This is a genomic window from Clostridium carboxidivorans P7 (genome assembly GCF_001038625.1).
Classification (GTDB): domain Bacteria; phylum Bacillota; class Clostridia; order Clostridiales; family Clostridiaceae; genus Clostridium_AM; species Clostridium_AM carboxidivorans.
In genome coordinates, this window is sequence record NZ_CP011803.1 from 2,835,030 (window position 1) to 2,854,530 (window position 19,501).

Sequence of the window (19,501 nt, forward strand, 5' to 3'; positions counted from 1 at the left end):
TAAATTACAACTTGGAGGAAAAATTATGAATTATAAATTTGAAAAAATGACAACTTCTCATTCTAAAGAAGTTATAGATATTTTTAATTATTACATTGAAAACAGTTTTGCAGCTTATTTTGATAATAAATTACCTTATGAATTTTTCACAAAATTCATAGAAATGACTAAGAACTTCCCAGCTTATATTATAAAAAGTGAAGATACTGGAAAGGTAGTAGGTTTCAGCTTTTTAAAAGCTTACAGTCCATTACCTGCTTTTAAAGAAACTGCAGAGATTACTTATTTTATTGAAAAGGACTCCGTAAGAAGCGGCTTAGGAAAAGCAGCCTTAACTCTACTTGAACAGGATGCAAAAAATATAGGTATAAAATATTTGCTTGCAAGCATTTCATCAAAAAATACTCAAAGTTTAAAGTTTCACGAAAAAAATGGATTTAATCAATGTGGGAGATTTTATAATATTGGCAAAAAAAATAATGAAAGTTTTGATGTAATCTACATGGAAAAAACAATATCTAATTATTAAAAATTAGACTTTATAACAAACTAAGAGGTAATAGTTGCAGCTAAAATTCAGCTCTGCTGAATTTTTTACAAAAACTCTTAATTTTTACCTCTTACCTATTACTTACTGACAAATTACTATTTATCGAATTGATTTACTATTCTATAACAACTAATAACTAAATTATAACACTACATACAAGACATAAATATAAGTTAATGAGGATGGATTATAAAATAGTACTTTTCTTGCATCAAAATATCAATTTTTTATAAGAAAATCTAAAAATTAAGTAGAAAAAACTCAAAATTTATACTTATATGAATTAAATTTAAAAATTTAAAACCAATATTTTCTTAATTAATGATATAATTAGACATAGAAAATCTATTTATATAAAAAAATTGGTAAAAAGTGAAAACCTTTTTATATGTTAGTAATGTAGAAATATTGGAGGATTTCCATGGATTTATATATTTTTATTTTAATTATTTTAGCTGTTGCTTTAGTTACTATAGCTATTTTTCTTTTTAGAAGACATAATGTATCAGGACTAAAACCTTTTATTATTTGTATTTTATTAGTTTCTATTTGGAATGGTTTGAATGTTGTTAATTTACTATTAAACAGTCTAAGTGCTAAAATTATATGTTTTGAAATTAAGATGGCATTTATAGTGTATATACCTGCATTTTGGCTAGTAACAATATTAGATTCAATGTATGAAAGAAATTTTAAAAGTAAGCTAAATGTTACCTTGATTATTTTCCCCACTATTACTGCGATTATAGTTTTAACTTCAAAATATAATAATTGGTTTGCGTATAATTTCTATCTTCAATCTGCAGATAAATACAAAATCTTAATGTTTAATAAAGGTTTTTGGTTATGGATTAATGCTGGCTATAATTATTTATTGAATACAATTAGCATAGGAATATTACTGAAATCTGTGTTTTCAAAACAATACGCTCGAAAAAGACAAGCCCTAGTAATGATAATTGGAATGTTTTTCCCGATTATAACTGATATTTTATTCGTAGGTAATATAAATATTTATAATAATTTAGATATTACTTCAGTTTCATTTTGTATATCCTTAATAGTAAGTGTTTATGGAATACTTCGATACAGATTTATGGATATAGTCCTTGTTGCCAGAGAATATGCTTTTGAAGATATGGATGAATTGATGATAGTGCTTGATGAAAATAAAAAAGTCGTAGATATGAATAGAAAAGCACTAAAAATACTAGATACTAATATTTCAAAAGTAATTGGACTACCTATTGACCAAATTATAGAGGATATTTATAACTATAACTTTTATGATTTACAAAAATCAACCTTAAAAATCCAGTTGAACAACAAAATTTCAGATAAAAATATTGATTACTATGGATCTTTAAGTGCAATTAAAGGAAATAAAAATTACATAATTGGATATTTAATATTGTTATATGATATAACGGAACTAGTAGTTACCCAAAATAAGTTAAAGCAAGCTAATGATGAATTAAAAAGATTAAATGAAGAGCTATATAGTGATTCAATTAAAGATGGGTTAACAGGAGTATACAATAAGAAATATATTACTACGTTATTGCAGGAAGAAATTAAAAAAACTTTAAAAAGTTCTATTCCACTTACTATAGCTATGATTGATATAGACCATTTTAAAAAAATTAATGATAATTATGGGCACCTAACTGGAGATAAAGTATTAAAAAAATTAGCTGATTTAGTTACTACTGAATTAGGGCTTAACGAGAAATTTGGTAGGTTTGGTGGTGAAGAATTTTTAATATTAATGTTTGATACCCAGTTGAAAGATGGTTATGAGCTATGTGAAAAAATTAGATCTAAAGTTAGCAACTATAAATTTGAATATGAATGTTCACATATTACTATCAGTATAGGAATAGCAGAGTTAAAATGTGATGACAGTATCAGCTCATTAATCAAAAGAGCTGACGATTGCTTGTATAAAGCAAAATTCAATGGAAGAAACAAAATAGAATTGTGTTAACTCAACTTTCGCACATAAAAATTAGTGGCTAATATAAGCACATTGTGACACAACTTTTTCAGAGGACAGATGACAATTGACAGAGGACAGTGAAGGATGATTTTTCTCCGCTTTGCTGCTAAAAATCTTTAATTAAGTTTTTGATGACTCGTTTCACTAAAGTGAAACATTGCTGACTAATATAAATTTAAAGCTTATTTTGCGTTAGCAAAACAAGCTTTAGAAATAAATTAGTTTTCTGACGTAAGGAGGAAAACTCACCTTCATTGTCCTCTGTCCTCTGTCAAATGTCCTCTAATAATATTAAGCTAATTTGTCTTGCAATTCGTCCCATTCTTCCAAATAGCTCATATTGAGTTCTTCCTGTGCCATAAGTTCTTCTTGAAGTTCTGTTAATCTTACATAATCGGAAATAACTTCTTTTGATTGAAGTTCTTTTTCAAGTTTTGCAATTTTTTCATCACATTCCTGAAGCAATATTTCAAGTTTTTTTATCCTTGCCTCCATTTTAGCCTTTTCCTTACCAGGCGTTGTAAATTTCTTCTTTTTACTTTTTTCTTTAACTTCAGGTTTTTCTTCCTCATAAGATTTCTTTGCTGCCTGCTCCAAATAGTGCTCATATCCAAAAGGATAGTAGTCAACATTTCCATTATCAAATACCAAAACTGACGAAGCAATCTGTTTCACAAAATATCTGTCATGAGAAACGAACAGCACCGTACCAGTATAATCCATGAGCATTTTCTCCAATGTTTCCTTACCTATTATATCCATGTGGTTTGTAGGTTCATCAAGGATAAGAAAGTTTGGTCTTCTCTTTAATATCTTACATAATTCCAAACGTACCTTTTCTCCACCAGAAAGGGCATTAACTGGTTTAAAGACATCTTCTTGTGTAAAAAGAAAAGCTCCAAGAGCACCTCTAACTTCTGTCTGAGTTAAATTAGGAAACTCATCCCAATATTCATCTAGTACAGTTTTATCACTTTTATACTGTGCCATATGCTGATCAAAATATCCAATTTTAACTTTATCCCCTATGGAATAGGTACCTCCAAGTTGAGGTATTGCACCAACAATAGTTTTTAAAAAGGTAGATTTGCCCAATCCATTACCGCCAATAATCCCAATTTTTTCACCACGAGTTATATTTAGTGAAACTGTTGAAAGTGTTTCACTGTAGCCTATTTTCAAATCCTTTACTGACAATACCAATTGAACACTTTGGTATTCAGGTTCAAAATCCGCATGAAAGCTACTTGTATCTGCTAGCTCAGGTGCTTCTACAACATCCATACGATCAAGCTGCTTTATTTTAGATTGTGCCATAGACGCTTTTGTAGCCTTATAACGAAAACGTTCAACAAGTCCGCTTAAATGAGCTATTTCCTTTTGCTGTTCAATGTGTTTTTTCTGCTGTATTTCCCACTCAACACGCTTCTTTTCAGCAAACGCAGAATAATTTCCAGCGTATTTTGTGATTTTTCCTCGTTCAATTTCATAAACTGAACCCACAATTTTATCTAAAAATTCCCTGTCATGGGCAACTATAAGAACTGACTTTTTATATGACTTTAAATATTCTTCAAGCCATTCAATAGCATTAATATCAAGATGATTGGTAGGCTCGTCTAATACCAATAAATCTGGCTTACTAAGCAAAAGCTTAATAAAGGCAATTTTAGTACGCTGTCCTCCAGAAAACTCTGAAAGAGTCTTTGACTTATCTTCATTTGTAAAACCAAACTGCTTGATAGCGCTCTCATATTCCTTCTTATAAGTGTATCCTCCAAGCAGATTATAGCTTTCCTGTAATTCTGAATATTTCTTAACAGCAGAATTATTTGGACCGCTTTCCATCTCACTAAGAAGTTTCTCCATCCTAATTTCCATGTCAAGTATTTCCTTGTAGGCTTTTTTTACTTCTTTCTCAAGAGTAACAGTTTCATCTTCAAAGGTAATTTGCTTAAGATAACCTATAGTTATATTTCTAGCTGTAATAATAGAGGACGTTTCACCATTATCAAGCTTTGCAAGCTCATATTCACCAGAAATCAACTTAAGCAAAGTTGTCTTTCCACATCCGTTTCTTCCAACTAAAGCAACTTTTTCCCCTTCATTTATTTCAAAATCTATATTAGATAATATTGTATTTGCGCCAAAAGCAACGCAGCCATTTGTAATTTTAACTAGCATCCAATGCACTCCTTATAAATCTGCTTATTTTCCTTTTCAATTATATATCATTTATAAAAAACATAAAACAATTAGTATTATAGTGTTTCAAATTACATATAAATTATAACCTCACCTTAATAATTTATCTAGTTCATAAATAATTCTGCAATAAAATTGTCCATACTATGAAAATTTAAATAGGTTTCTCTAAGAATCACTTAATATTCCTTGTTTTTCCTTTCTGATTATTCTTCTAATGCTGTACTCAGTGAGATAAAATTGTTCAGCAAGTTCTTTAACAGATACTCCTTGTTTATATTTATTAAAAATATTTCTATTTCTTTTCTTCAAACTATTTTTTATGCCACTGTGTTCCCCCCAAGCTTTTTTGCTATTGCTTTTCCTAGGAATGTACAGATAGCTCCCATCCACATATTGTTGAATTAATTCAATAATATTCTGTGGCAATATATTTTGTGCTTTTTCATACTTCATACCTTATGCTCCTATCTACATTTAATCTGTAAATATAAAGCAAAGTCCACACAAAAATATTTTAGTCTATATCAATCAAAATCCAGCTCCGAACAAGACCTTGTATTTTCGTGTAATCTTTGCACGGAGCCTTGTCTCACAATACATTCTGATACGTCTCTCACACATAGTCCCCCCTTTATATGTTGTATTATGGTTTATGACGGAGTTCAAACACATGCAATAATTATTATTTATATCTAGGCCATTATTAGTAGTAACTTCTAAACATACTTTCTAAATCTACAATAATCACATTTTAAATTTGTATTACAAAATAGAAACACTGTAAAATTCAGTTGAATAATACAGTGCTTTTAAACTTATTATATGTAAGTTAACCAAAATAAGAAATTATTATAAAACTTCACTTACTTGACTAATAAAATCAGTTAATTTCAACTGTGATGGAACTTGTCTAGATATTATCTTAGTTTTCATTGCATTCAAAATCATAAACTGTGACATATCATAATTATTTAAATCCACACACTTTTCATATGCTTGTGCTGCTTGTGTTTGTTGTTCTAGTTGCTTTCTATCATGTTCTTTTTCTAACTTTTCCATTTTCTCATGACGTCTTTGCCACCAAGATTTTTTATTTTCAGAAGCTCCGAAAATACCACTACCTTTATTATCTAGTGGCACTGTATAACCATAAGTTTCTTCTGGTGATGCTCCTATAACCTGCATACAATAACTTCTTTGTGGTAAACCATTAACAGAGTACATCTCCCTAACCATATTTAACACTGTCTTTTCCCATTTTGGATCAGATTTCATCTTTTCAAATGCCTTTTCTGTAATTACTAAAGAACCAGTAAAACTTGCTCTATAATATGAGCTTACAGGTATCTTTGACATTTCATTTGCAAAATACTGTTTATATTCGTCCATTGTCATATTGGCCTTTGACTTATTTGAAATAGTATTACTGCTATCAGTATAAATCCAATAATTAGGTGGCTGACTAATTACCATTCCATCTTGACTTTTCACACCAATAGAATTTAGAGAATTACTATTAGCAAACTCTTCAACCTTTTTTTCAAATGAATTTGTTTGAATATCATTATTCTTATTTTTTACAGAATTAACACAATTACTTAGATTTTCTCCTACACTACTTACTTCCAATGTACTCACGCTATACCTCCTATTTTTTATATAGAATTTTTACTAACCACTTTTTAATATAACTTTCTTTTATTTAGATAAGAGTTGTCCCTATGCACTATTTACTCTTTTATTGAATAATAAATCTATATATTTTATATTTAATTACCAAAAATGTCTTACTTTATAATCCTTATATTATCAATAACATAGTTAACACTATCTGTCAAATCTAAATATCCATTTTTATCTAATTTATATTAACTAACCATTGTAGGTATTGCAAATACTTGGCTAAGCTTGCTATCCTTCTGAAAGTTTTTTATATTAAATTTGATTATTTATAAATTTGAAATCGCAGCAGTTTCCACCCATGCCTAAAGTTTGAGTTCTTTTAAAAGTTATTTTTTTCATAGAACTATAACATACATTATCACCCTGGCAAAACATCTTACACAGTTCTGGGCAATCATTCTTTACACAAGTATCATGCCATAAGCATTTTTTCATAGTGAATATCATAGCTTTATTGTCACATTGTATAATTGTACTTTCCCAGTTATCACCTTTTAAATCTTTACTAAATGACATACAAAAGTTCTTGTAGAAGCATTGACTTTCCTCCATTTTATGAAGATTTTTTATTACTCCTTGTAAATCCTGTAGAAAACCTTTCTCTACAATTTGAAAAGCTATTTCCTTACTCAATGGAAGTTCCTGCAAAGCTTGGTAAAGTGCTATTCGAGGGAAAATACTATTTTTTAAAGTCTTCAGCTGACTTTCACTTTTTCCTGTACTCTGTTTAGCAAGTGCATAAAACTTTTCCTGTTGTTGTTGATATATTTTTTATCCTTGCTCTTTTCCAAATTCATTTATTAAAAAGTTCTCCATACTTACCACCCCATAAATTATGTAAATAATCTTATTTTTATAATATCCTGCCATTTATAATTATAACATTTTTATTTGAATATGATGTACAGACTTATACTAACTTTTTAAGCTTTTCCAGAAAGCTTCTTAAATGAAGCCACATACAAACCCATTCCTACTATAGTAAATAGCAACCTACTCATTATAAAATTCAAAGGCAAACTAAAAATAGGTTCACCGACACTATCAACAGATATAACTGTAGGCATATAAGTCACATACCCTTTGGCAAAAATATCAATAAAAGGTACACTGTTAAAACTTATAAGTGACAAAATCAAAACAATTGGAATCCAAGCATAAAGCAAAGTTTGGCTTTTGCTGCCTAAAAACATACTAGTTCCAAAAACAAATACAAAAGTTGGAAGTAATATTATTAACATGGGTAATAAAAATTTTTGAAAATCTGTAAAATTAAAAGTTGTTTTATAAAACACAAAACTTATCAAAATACAGCATATGGCAATAATTAAATAAGAAATAGACAGAGCTAAACTTTTTGTAGCCAAATACTTTTTTTGTGGTAAAGACGTACAAGAAGTAATTTCTCTTACTCTTTGCTCGTTTCTAGAAAAAAGTCCTGTGCAAGAAAGCATTAAAATTAACAACATAATGGTATTTATGTCACACAAAAACTTGCAATAACTCCACTTGGAAAAAGGTGCTGTACCAGAAACACCTTGTATTATTTCTGTATATAGGTCAATCACTGAAAAGAAAAGTGCAATTATAAAAGTTATCACAAATATTTTTGAAAAAATTATTCTCTTTAATTCGTATTTAAGAATTTTTGTATCCATTGACCACTACCTCCTTTTAGCACCAGTAATATTTAAAAAATCGGAAAAAGATAGTTTTTTATCTTTTTTACCATAATATTCTTCGTAAATAACTTTCATGGAATTAAAATAATTGTCTTCACCAATGTTATTATAGACATTGTAAATTTCAAGTGGTGCCAAATGATAAATTTTATCATCCTTTAAATTTAATGTAACGAAATACTTTGGAAGCATTGATAGTTTGTTCATGTATTCAGGATTTCTTTGATAAAAGTTTCGATTCAATTCATTTGCTCCTTTTTTCCACTTTTTCACCAATAAATTTTCTGCATAATCTTTTCCAAATTTATTTTTCAAGAATAAATAAGTGCTAATCTCCGCAAAAGCTTCATTTGACCATTCATCGTGATTTTTATCTATTTCATTATTGCTGTTTGCATTAGATGCATCTATTCCACCACCCCACCATTGATGAGCAATTTCATGGGTCATAACAGCAAAAGTATCAGAAGAAGAGGCTACCGATAAATCCTTGTTGGATTTATTATTTAAACAATCTTCAGAAATCCAAGAAACATTTCCCTGTTGAACTCCACCTCCGCCTTGTACTCCTGATGTTACAACTACTTTAAGACTATCTTTACCTAGTGGCCCAAATTTTTCTGAAAAGAACGAGAATATATCAAGTGTATCACTTCCCCTAGCTTCAAATTCTTTTCTCTCAGATAATGGATAGAAGAACTCCACATTTGTGCCCTTTACATTTCTTTCAAATATTCCATATGGTCCGGCTTTCAAAGATAAATCATTTAGTTTATGGCAAGAAAAACTCCAAGTAGTAAGACCATCCTTCTCAGAAATTTTACGATTTTTATCGCCCTCTGTTATGACTGTAAACTTTGAGTCTATTTTTATTGTCCCTTCAATAATCCTATCCTTTTGTCCAACACAAACAACAGGAGCAATGTATTTAGCATGCGATAAACTTACATAATCTTTGTTAATTCCTTCAGAAAAATCATTAGTTACATTTAAGGCTTTCGGTATACCTGAATACCTTATACTTAGTTTAGCTTTAGTGTTTTTGGGAATGCTTGTTTCAAAAACATTTCCACGTTTTGCGCTGCTCAAAACCTTGGGCGAAATCTTTGTGTAGTTTATGTTTACATTGTTTAACTTAATCTCATTAATGTGGTAACCATCTGCTAATTCAAAATATATGTTTTGAGGCTTATCAGTTCCGTTTTCCAGTTCCTGAATATAAGCTCCGGCTGCACACTTTTTGTCTTTTTCTATCTTAAGATCTACAAGTATATTTGAAGTTCCTATGACACTATTGTTTACAGGCGTTTCTTCTTTACCATTAATCATCACTGACGCCATATCCGTAAGTGAAAATGATTTAAAAATTGGTTCATTTTGAAAAACAAAAAATGCTCCAGAAAAAGAAACTAAAAAGCAAATGGGTAACAATTTATATTTTCTACAGTTTTTAAAGATAGATTTAAATAATCCTTTTTCATAACATCTATGGCACAACATTCCGAATAAAAATATAGACATAGCTACTGATATTCCAAACAACCTATTCCAGAACATTCCCAAAACGGTATTCCCGCATCCGAAATTTTCGGAAAGTCCACTAGCAGCTGTCTGAACCCACATATATTGATAATTAATATTTGCTGTTAAAAAACTAAAAAGCACCGCTAAAAGCATAATAATGCAGGTTATATTAACGTTCCTAAATATAAGATAAAATCCTGCGGTCATAAGAATTGTTAGTACAATGGAAGCAAAAATTATTATGGAGTAACTTAGCAGAAAATAACTAAAATTTCTTAAACTACCCATATTAAATATATAGTAAGAAATCATAATTATCATTGAACCCATTGTTGAAATAACACCAGCACACATTAAACCTGTAATTTTGGTTAAATTTATCTTTATAGAACTTGATATTGGTTCAATTATATAATTGACTCTAAACCTAAGTATTTTGTCAAATTCAAAAACTGTTAGTGCAGTAAATGCAAAAGCTGCAATTACTGCCCCTGACTTTGCCGGAAAAAGTATAGTTTGAGATAAAAGAGTAAAGCTCTTTACTCCCAATAATGGGCTAATACTTTGAGTAATGTAGGTTGAAAGTAGTGCAGCAATCAAAGGAAAAACTGACGTAAGCAAGATTACTATTTGAGTAAACTTTGACTTCAAAATTCGCTTTGTTTCATAGGCAAAAAATGTATTTCTCATTTAATCAACACCCCCATTGTGTATGACGTATGTGTACGCATCTTCAAGAGTAGGCTCGATAAGTGGAATAGAGCTTTCTATTTCTTTGCCAATAACACGACAAGAGATACCATTACCCGTAAACAATTTAGATGTTATTATGTACTTATCTCCAATTCTTTTTTCTAAAGTCTCGTTATCTTTTTCCTCAATAAAACCAACACGTCCGTGTACAGCTTTTATTAAATCCGGTGAAGTTCCATCAAATAAAATCCTGCCGTTATTAATGATTATAATTCTATTACAAATGGCTTGTATATCATCAATAATGTGAGTGGAAAGTAACACTATTTTGTCATTTGCAGTCTGCGAAAATATATTTCTGAATTTAATTCTTTCTTCTGGATCAAGTCCAACTGTAGGTTCATCTAAAATGATAAGCTCAGGATTTCCAAGTAATACTTGTGCTATACCAACACGCTGCCTCTGACCACCTGAAAGAGTTTTAATTTTGAAATTTCTCTTTTCTTTCAAATTAGTCTGTTCAATAGCTTGTCTGATGATACCTTTTACGTTGCTTTTAATTTCTTTTAATGCACACATGTAGTCCAAAATTTCATAAACTGTCAATTCGTCATATAAACCAAAGCTTTGAGGCAAATACCCGAGCTGCTTTCTCAGTTCTTTTTCGTGTTTTTGGATTGGTTTACCATCAACAATTATTTCGCCTTCTGTTGGTATTATATTGGATACCAATAGTTTCATAAAGGTACTTTTTCCAGCACCATTGGGACCCAAAAGCCCTATAAAATTCGGGCTGTTAACTTCTAAATTCAAATTGCTTAGTGCCTTTTTTCCTGTTTTGTATGTCATACTTACGTTTTTAATACTGATTTTCATAAATGCTGTTACACTCCTTTTTTAGTATATTTATATTAAATGTAAAATTAAACTTTTATATAATTACACAATATATAAAGTCAATATGGATTTTGAGTTAAGTAATTTCCTCCCAAAACGAGTCAATGATATTTTCTTTTCTATGATCACCAATCCTTGGGAGTTGTTAACACTCATGGTTTACCTATATAATAGAACCTTCAACTTACATCTGTGTGACTTTCAGGTGAGAGATTCGTCACTTTAAGAAATAAATGAAAAAAATCGTACCGCTTTGCCGTGTTATAATCATCTTGCAAATAGCTAATGCTACTTTCCAAGGTGTAGATCTAGATTGTGGCATATTAAAGCAAATGATATTGTATTGAAAAATAAGCATACAACATTAAACCATATATAAAGTAATTAGCAGTCTAAAAATAAATAGTATTTTTAAAAATTATTTCTATAATTAGCAATATAAGATTGGTGATAGTATGGCAGAAAAACCGAAAAGTTTTGAAGAATTTTATTTTTGTGTTAAAGATGATGTTTTGATATTAATATTGCAGATGATTATGCAGATTCACATAAAGACAATTGTTCTTACAATTATGATTATACTTCTAAAAAAGTATGTGGATCCTTTAAGTTATAATGATATGCAGGATAAACTTAACTCTATTATGAATATGCTATGCAGGAAGCATAATAAAAAAGCGGTGAGGGCAAAAAATAGTAATTCATCTATAAAATCTAAAAATACTTTGCTTATTCATGAAACAACGTTGATATTTTAAAAGCACTTAGATGGAAATTACTTAATGCTTGGATAGATGAAAACTACTTTATTAGCAAGCTCACCCAATTCTTCACAACGCTTCTTCGATTGATGTTAATAAATTATCAATAATTTGGTTTGCTATAGATCATCTCTTAATATTTGAAATTTAAATAACTATAGAAACTGGGAAATATGCTATTTAAAAGGTCAGTAGTAGAGTATAAAACAAATTTTCTATCTTTCTTAGATTCTACTAAACCAGCATTTTTTAAAATTTGTAAATGGCGCGAAATAGAAGATTGACTCATAATCATAACTTGTGCAAGAGATTGAGTAGTACTTCGTTCTCTAAAGAGATACTTCATAATCTGTAATCTTATAGGATCACTTAACGCATGGAAAATGGATGTCAATTCGTTTTCATTAGAAATAGCACTTTTCTTAAGTTTATTTAAGGCATCGTAAGTAATGATAACTCCTTCTTCAAATTGTTCTACAAATAAATGCGGCCAGATAAAATAACTTGGAATTAAAAGTATTGAATCTCTATCATTAAGCTCAATATTTTCTTCAAAAGGTTTTGTAACAATTAACTTAGTAGATTGCCAATGCAAGCGGTCTACTTGCAAATGATTAATCATATTAACAAAACCATGGTTTTTTAGATAGTTTGATTGTTCTTTAATCTCGTTTGAAAGGAATTTACCTATTTTTAAATTTTCCCATGTTTTATCAAAAACTTGTTTGCGATAAATTGCTATAAATTCAAATAGTCGGTCATAAACAGCTTTAGGTTTTTTTGATAAATCATCAAGCAAATTATGAGAATCATTTAATCTGAAATTTCCCCATTCAAGACTTTTGGCTAGTGTTGGAATGAAACTATTTTCTCTATCAGTTGAAATTTTTTTTAGTTGAGTAATTATCAATTCGTTATCAATTGAAGCTAAATGTGTCTTCAATTGATTAATTTCAGTATCAATATCACATACCATACTTCGAAAGTCATTAAAAAATATAGGAGGAACTCCTAGCTCATAAATTAGACAAAAATAATGTAAACTATCATAAAAATCGTTATCTAGTTTGTGCTGAGATTGAAGGACCCATTCTATATTCATTCCATGATGTCGAAAATTTAATAAAACATGCAAACTTCTAAAGAGTTCATTCAATGGAGAATATACAAATTGAATACGCTGTATCAGCGTTTCATTAGTTTTAAGAGAATAATCACTAAGATTAATTGTAACAGCCATTCATTATTTACCACCTTTCGATTCGATATTTTTAAAATCGTTTGATTGCATTGTTGGATTATTATATCATAAAAGTGTAAAAAATTCCAAGGAGGTATACATCATGATACATGATAAAAAACATTTAGTATATGAAGCACAACAAAATGAAAGTAAGCATCGTAAGATGGTAAATCGTAGTCTATATTGGATAGATAACAGTGAGGAAGAACAGCATAAAAGACAGAAAAAGTTAAAAAGAGCTGTAGCAGGTGTAAATTATTGTGAATAATCGTATAAAAAATACTTTTGTAATTATTATTTCTGGTATGGGAATGCTGCTTTCTACATTAGATACCGGAGTTATCAATGTTGCACTACCATTTTTAGAGAAACAGTTTAATACTACAACTGCTATTACTACATTAAGTGTTGTTGGATATACAATGAGTTTGGCAATTTTTATTTTGCCATTTGGATTGTTAAGTGATAAGTTTGGAAAGTTAAGGATTTCATATATTGGGTTACTTATATTTGGGATAAGTTCAATTTTCTGTGGACTAGCTAATAATATTAACAGTTTAATTATTTTTCGAATTTTCCAAGGGATTGGTGCAGCAGCTTTGCAATCAACATCAGCAGCACTTATAACAACCTTAGTTGACAAAGATAAGAGAAGTAACGCCATTAGCATTTTAGGTGTAATGATTGGCTTAGGTCCAATTCTTGGCCCATCAGTTGGTGGTTTTTTCTTATCGCTAAATTTATGGCGCTTCATATTTTGGATAAATGTACCACTCGCTATGATTGGCATAATGTGTAATCAATTTTTAATATCCCATATTGATGAAAATAAGCAAAAAGTTAGATTTGATATTAAAGGAAGCATAATTAATTCCTTTATGGTCATTTTATTCTTGTCAGGTTTATCACTTTTAGCTAAGCAAGATGACCTTAAATTTAGCATTTTTCTAATTGCTGCTGGAATACTGATGGGAGTTATTTTGTATCGGGTAGAAATATCATCAAAAAAGGCAATAATTGACATACAGACACTACATGATAAACCTAAAATCCTAGTTTATCTAGTTCAAACAGTTGTTTTTGGATTTGCATCTGCAATGATTTTTTTGTTACCACCATTTCTTTTTGAAAAAGTTTTTCATATTAATGTAGGTATGACAGGTATACTGGTTTTAGGCGCGCCTTTAGGACTTGTCATCTTTTCTAAAATATCTGGGAAACAAAATGATGGCTTAAAAAACAGACAATTTAGTTTAATAGGATTGATAATTATGGCTATTTCTATGATTGGTTTGTTACTTGTGAATAATAACTGGACTGCTGTATTAGTGACATTGTTTTTGTTTATATATGGTATTGGTGGAGGACACTTCCAACCAGCTAACATTGCCATTATTATGAGTTCAGGAGGCAAAAATTCACAGGGAAGCATTGGTGCATTACAAAGAATGATTCAGAATATTGCAATTGCAACCGGAACAACTATTGGTTCAACAATAATAAGTCTTCTAAAAAATGATCTGTCATTAGGAATTAAAATATGTTGGAGTATGACTTTAATTTTAGTTGCATTTGTAATTTTGTTAGATATTGTTTTTAATCAAAAATAGAAGATATTAAAAAGGATATAAGATAAGCTATATGTTTGATTTTATATCCTTTTATTTCATTAAAAAACTTATCAAGAATAAATTTTGGCAACTGCTATTCCCCACAACAGTGCAATTACCGCAAATATCCATTTATACCTGAACATAATGGCTATATATTCACGGATAAAGGCACTTGGCCAGTAATAAGCTGCTGTTCCACATCCAACGCCACTAGCCTTCATCTTCAGCTTTTTTGCATAGAGACTTGTTCTAAAAACATGATAATTATTCGTCACAAATATATAACGGTGTTTCACACCATTCACATCCAGCATATCTTTGACATTTTTGAGGTTTTCAAAGGTAGTCTTAGATTGTTCCTCAAGAATGATATCATCTTCTGGAAATCCGGTTTCTACAAGATAATTTTTCATTGCTGCTGCTTCCGATATCTTCTCATCATCGCCCTTACCGCCTGATACCACAATCTTCGTATGCTGCCTGCATTTATGGTAAATATGGACAGCTTTGTCAACTCTGCCTTTCAGCAGCGGAGATACTCTTTCTCCGCCTATCAGACCACATCCATGGACAATAATATAATCACAATTCAGTCGTTTCGGTAAACAGGTATAAATCAACGAATAGATCAACAGTGAAGCAAACGTAAAGGCAATATAGAACTCCAGAATCAACACCAGTGAGAACAGAGTCCTCTTCACCGAAGTATCCTGGAAAAAATATATTCCAGCAATGGTTAATATACTTCCAAGGATCATTGCTATTCCCGTCAATAAGGATAGAACATTCTGCAAACGACCTCCCTCTTTTTTCATCATCTCAAAACCATTCACAATGAGGAAGATGGCAGTAACAAGAAAAGTTAATGGTATTAGTAGCAGCGTCAAAATCCCAAGAATCATTCCCCGGATTCCTGGTGCAGAGCCAAATCCAAGAAGAAAAATGCCAATTGCCATCATAAGCAGCAGTGCATTCCAGAAGCTTCTTGGTTCATATAGCATACTGATAACAAGGATGAGCATTAAAATACAACCAGGCATCATTAAAGACATTCGGACCACCTCTTCTCAATATCATCTGCGTCCCAATCGTCCTTAAGAGTATTTGAACGCAGATGCTTTTGATTTTTTCTATTAGGCATATGAAAGAAAATAACAAGTCAAAGATGTTAGTATATTTTGTGTCAGACAAGGAAACAGGTTCCGCTGATAGTTGTTCTATCAAAGGGTTCTGTTGACGCAGTATGATGCAAAATATACTAACATACTGACTTGTTATTTTTTTGAATATGCCTTAAGTTAATATTAGTTTTGAATTAAGTCATGTCATCCCTAAGCGCGTCAATGATATTTTCTTTTTTTATCTTACGAGTAGCATACAGCATTGTAATGAACACAATAAAGAGTACGCTGAACACACTGATTGCCATACTGCCCCAAGGGAATACAAAAGGAAAGTTATCCATCTTTTCTGCGGACACAAACCCTTTGTAAATCAGCCAAGAGCATATTGCAGATATTGGAATCCCGAATAGTAAGGTCCTCATGCCATAAAAGACACACTCGAAATTCATCATCTTTTGGAAATCACGTTCAGACATTCCCACCGAGCGGAGCATGGCAAGTTCTCGCTTGCGCAGCATGATATTGGTGGAAATGGTGTTGAACACATTGGCAACCGCAATCAGAGAAATCATAATGACAAAAACATAGGTGAAAACATCAATAACAAATGTTAGACTGCGGTATTGTTCAACCACGGTGTACACATTTTGCAGGTTATACGCAGAGGTAATTCCTGCATCCTGAATCATGGTTTCCATTTTAGGCACCGATTGTGAAGGATTCTTTGACCGAAAGCTCAGGCCTATATCCGCATGGGTATCTGTGGTTTCAAATTTCTCTTTGAGAGAATAGGGAGCCACCACCATAAAAACGTATGCATTCTTATTGGAAGATTGCGTTATTCCCTTAAGAGGGTCCACCGGATATGTATCCACAAAGGTAATGTTTATACTTTGACTCTGTTCCATCTTAGTTTTATCATTTACTTCTGGAGCCACACTGAAAGTCATTGAACGACGGGCAAACATATCAAACAGTTCGCTTGGCCCGTTTTTCTTCTCAACCGGCTTTTTGGCAACGGCAATCATTTTGCCCCCATTACCAGTATATTCTTCTCGGAGCAAGCCCAATTTTTTTATAAAACTCAGATATTCGCTGTCTTCAATAAACTGGATGTCCATTGGAAGATGAACCGTTTGGTCCGGTGCAGCATAACCTGCGGATTTTCGATAAAGGTTTGAAAAATCCTTTGCTTTAGCAGTACATGAATAGGATAAAATCTTTTGGTACGAGCTTTTGTAAACTCCCTCTGCGGTTTTTAGTTTATTGTAAAGAGGGAACATTTCGCTATCCTTCATGCCCTGAGTGGTAAAAACAATGTCATAGTCAAAGTCCATTATGGATCGTTGTGCAAGCCGTTTCAGAGTTGTTCCAAAAGCATTTCCTGATACAAACAGCACCACACTTAAAACAAGAGATAGAACAATGCTGCGATAGCGTTTCTTGTTTCTCTTAAAATTCTTTAGCGCAAGAGTTCCTTCCAAACCATAAATACGCTGTGCCAGTTTTGATGTTTTCACAGCTTTCGATTCGGTTTTGACTTCCACAGTTTGGCGAATACTCTCCATTACGGGAGTATTTGCAGCTTTTCTAGCCGGGATATAGGCTGAAATCAAAATGGTAACCAAACTCACCGCTGCTGCTGCAACAATTGCAGGGACAGACACCGACAGGGTTAAAGGTACATTGCTTGGGATAATGTTGCCGAACTTCCTGGCAACAATAGGAATTATAAGTCCAATACTGCCTATGCCCACAATAATGCCAATAGGTATACCCATTGCACCAATACAAAGTCCTTCAAACAACACCGAATTTCGCAGTTGCTTTGCCGTAGCACCCACTGACGAGAGAATTCCAAACTGATGTATACGCTCATTCAGCGATATGTTGAATGAATTATAAATCAGAAAAATCGAGCCTATCATTATTATGACAAGCAAAATGCCGCCAACCGTGTACAGAAGCGTGTTGAACAGTTTATTGTCGGAAAGGCCCATGAATTGCAGCACACTATCGTTAAAGACATAAGCTTGGCTGACCGCTGTGCTGCTTGCGTAAGCCTTAACTTTCCGTGGGTTTTTAAGTGTAACAAATATGCTCAAGCTGTCCGCTTTGTCTTGAGTATCTGCTTTCGTTATCAAGGTGTATCCCGGTGCGGAACGTTCCTCAAAATCGGGTCTTTCACAGATACCCACAACTGTGTAGGTTCTCTCTGCTTTTGGAACAAGAGTTTCTTTCCCGGAAATGTAAGGGGTGTGTTGACCAAGATTTTTATTGTCGTTCATGCGGTTTCCAACATCAAGTGAAAGCGTGTCTCCCACCTTGAATCTAACGCCGCCCTTTATGGCCACGTGGCTTGGTATAAGAACTTCCTCACTGTTTTTAGGCAATCTGCCTGAAACCAGGGTTAAGGGTAAGGTATCAAAGGCTTCCTTGCTAAATCCGGCTATAAAAAGATAAGGTTTTTCGGGGCTTTTCCCACCTTCAAGTTTTGCGTAGCCGATATTTTCAAATGTTGCTGTATTTTTAACGCCCTTGTCCTGGGCTCGTTTCTGTGCAAAAGAGGAATTAACATCCAAAAACTCAACATGCCAATCGCCGTGTTTCACAATAGAACCCTTTACCAGAAAATTTAATAGTGAAGTACCAAAGGTAGCCACTGCCGTAATCATGGCAGCAGACAGGATAACTCCGATAATCGTTACAAGTGTTCGTGTGCGGCTTTTTTTCATGTTTTGTAGTGTAACTTTATTGAAAATGCTCATGGTCTCACCCTTTCGTCTCGCACTACTTTACCGTCTGATATACCGATAATACGGTCCGCTTGCAGGGCGATATTTTCGTCATGGGTGACGACGATAAGTGTCTGTCGATATTTTTGATTGCTTAATTTCAGCAAATTGATAATTTCATGTCCATTTCGGCTGTCCAAACTGCCAGTAGGTTCGTCGGCAAGCATCACCGCTGGAGCATTCATCAAAGCACGTCCTATGGAAACACGCTGTTGCTGACCACCCGAAAGCTGATTGGGTAAATGTTTTTTTCGGTGTTGTAACCCAAGCAGTTCCAATAATTCATTCAGCCTCTCCTCGTTGACCTTACGTTTGTCCATAAGTATAGGCAAGGTGATGTTTTCCACCACATTCAGCGTGGGAATGAGGTTGTGAAACTGGTAAATTAGTCCTACCTGTCTCCTGCGGAAGATGGCGAGTTTTTCATTGCTTTGGGCATATACATCATGACCATCCAAATATACCTTTCCACTTGTGGGCACGTCCACTCCACCTATGCTGTGAAGTAATGTGGATTTTCCAGAGCCGGAGGAACCGATGATTGCGGTAAACTCTCCCTTTTCTATTGTAAGCGAAACATGGTCAAGGGCAGTAACTTGGTTTTCACCCTTGCCATAGACTTTACATAAATTTTCAACTTTTAAAAATTCCATTATGTGAGTCTCCTTTCTCGTTGGTTTACTTATATAATAGAACCTTAAACTTACATCTGTGTGACTTTTAAGTGAG

General features: G+C 32.2%; 16 protein-coding genes. 5 read left to right on the plus strand and 11 right to left on the minus strand.

What is annotated here, in order from left to right; genetic code table 11:
- Positions 1-25 precede the first annotated feature (25 nt).
- Both Ccar_RS12440 and Ccar_RS12445 read left to right on the plus strand, forming a co-directional pair.
- Complete coding sequence (locus Ccar_RS12440; protein WP_048030071.1) at positions 26-529, plus strand: GNAT family N-acetyltransferase; 504 nt, start codon at positions 26-28, stop codon at positions 527-529.
- A 442-nt stretch (positions 530-971) separates the two neighbouring features.
- Positions 972-2,537, plus strand: a complete 1,566-nt coding sequence (locus tag Ccar_RS12445) for a histidine kinase N-terminal 7TM domain-containing diguanylate cyclase (protein WP_007060721.1) — start codon at positions 972-974, stop codon at positions 2,535-2,537.
- A gap of 303 nt (positions 2,538-2,840) precedes the next feature.
- Here Ccar_RS12445 and Ccar_RS12450 read toward each other — a convergent pair whose 3' ends face one another.
- From Ccar_RS12450 to Ccar_RS12480, 7 genes are all read right to left on the minus strand, one after another.
- Complete coding sequence (locus tag Ccar_RS12450; protein WP_007060720.1) at positions 2,841-4,733, minus strand: ABC-F family ATP-binding cassette domain-containing protein; 1,893 nt, start codon at positions 4,731-4,733, stop codon at positions 2,841-2,843.
- A gap of 189 nt (positions 4,734-4,922) precedes the next feature.
- Positions 4,923-5,210 carry a CD3324 family protein gene (locus Ccar_RS12455; protein ID WP_007060719.1) on the minus strand — a complete coding sequence of 96 codons (288 nt, stop codon included), beginning with the start codon at positions 5,208-5,210 and terminating at the stop codon, positions 4,923-4,925.
- Positions 5,211-5,606: 396 nt separating this feature from the next.
- On the minus strand, positions 5,607-6,395 hold the full coding sequence (locus Ccar_RS12460; RefSeq protein WP_007060718.1) for a hypothetical protein: 789 nt from the start codon (positions 6,393-6,395) through the stop codon (positions 5,607-5,609).
- Positions 6,396-6,692: 297 nt separating this feature from the next.
- Positions 6,693-7,073 (minus strand): L-2-amino-thiazoline-4-carboxylic acid hydrolase, encoded by a 381-nt coding sequence (locus Ccar_RS12465; protein WP_053075338.1) that lies wholly within the window; start codon positions 7,071-7,073, stop codon positions 6,693-6,695.
- 290 nt (positions 7,074-7,363) lie between these two features.
- A complete protein-coding gene (locus Ccar_RS12470) occupies positions 7,364-8,098 on the minus strand; it encodes a hypothetical protein (RefSeq protein ID WP_007060716.1) in 735 nt (244 codons plus the stop codon).
- 6 nt (positions 8,099-8,104) lie between these two features.
- Positions 8,105-10,336, minus strand: coding sequence for a hypothetical protein (locus Ccar_RS12475; RefSeq protein ID WP_007060715.1), 2,232 nt, complete (start codon positions 10,334-10,336; stop codon positions 8,105-8,107).
- Positions 10,337-11,215 (minus strand): ATP-binding cassette domain-containing protein, encoded by an 879-nt coding sequence (locus Ccar_RS12480; protein WP_007060714.1) that lies wholly within the window; start codon positions 11,213-11,215, stop codon positions 10,337-10,339. It lies immediately after the preceding gene.
- A 476-nt stretch (positions 11,216-11,691) separates the two neighbouring features.
- On the opposite strand from Ccar_RS12480, the gene Ccar_RS12485 reads away from it, so the two are divergent.
- The gene (locus tag Ccar_RS12485) at positions 11,692-11,994 is read left to right on the plus strand and encodes a hypothetical protein (protein ID WP_007060713.1); all 303 of its coding nucleotides are present in this window, start codon (positions 11,692-11,694) and stop codon (positions 11,992-11,994) included.
- A gap of 136 nt (positions 11,995-12,130) precedes the next feature.
- Here Ccar_RS12485 and Ccar_RS12490 read toward each other — a convergent pair whose 3' ends face one another.
- Positions 12,131-13,237 carry an ArsR/SmtB family transcription factor gene (locus Ccar_RS12490; protein ID WP_007060712.1) on the minus strand — a complete coding sequence of 369 codons (1,107 nt, stop codon included), beginning with the start codon at positions 13,235-13,237 and terminating at the stop codon, positions 12,131-12,133.
- A gap of 103 nt (positions 13,238-13,340) precedes the next feature.
- On the opposite strand from Ccar_RS12490, the gene Ccar_RS12495 reads away from it, so the two are divergent.
- Both Ccar_RS12495 and Ccar_RS12500 read left to right on the plus strand, forming a co-directional pair.
- A complete protein-coding gene (locus tag Ccar_RS12495; RefSeq protein WP_007060711.1) occupies positions 13,341-13,508 on the plus strand; it encodes a hypothetical protein in 168 nt (55 codons plus the stop codon).
- Positions 13,501-14,850, plus strand: a complete 1,350-nt coding sequence (locus Ccar_RS12500) for an MFS transporter (RefSeq protein ID WP_156184567.1) — start codon at positions 13,501-13,503, stop codon at positions 14,848-14,850. The genes Ccar_RS12495 and Ccar_RS12500 overlap by 8 nt, the downstream gene beginning before the upstream one ends.
- A gap of 71 nt (positions 14,851-14,921) precedes the next feature.
- Here Ccar_RS12500 and Ccar_RS12505 read toward each other — a convergent pair whose 3' ends face one another.
- The 3 genes from Ccar_RS12505 to Ccar_RS12515 form a co-directional block, all read right to left on the minus strand.
- The gene (locus tag Ccar_RS12505) at positions 14,922-15,905 is read right to left on the minus strand and encodes a YdcF family protein (RefSeq protein ID WP_007060708.1); all 984 of its coding nucleotides are present in this window, start codon (positions 15,903-15,905) and stop codon (positions 14,922-14,924) included.
- Positions 15,906-16,168: 263 nt separating this feature from the next.
- Positions 16,169-18,745, minus strand: coding sequence for an ABC transporter permease (locus tag Ccar_RS12510; RefSeq protein ID WP_007060707.1), 2,577 nt, complete (start codon positions 18,743-18,745; stop codon positions 16,169-16,171).
- Positions 18,742-19,425, minus strand: a complete 684-nt coding sequence (locus Ccar_RS12515) for an ABC transporter ATP-binding protein (RefSeq protein ID WP_007060706.1) — start codon at positions 19,423-19,425, stop codon at positions 18,742-18,744. The genes Ccar_RS12510 and Ccar_RS12515 overlap by 4 nt, the downstream gene beginning before the upstream one ends.
- Positions 19,426-19,501: the final 76 nt, after the last annotated feature.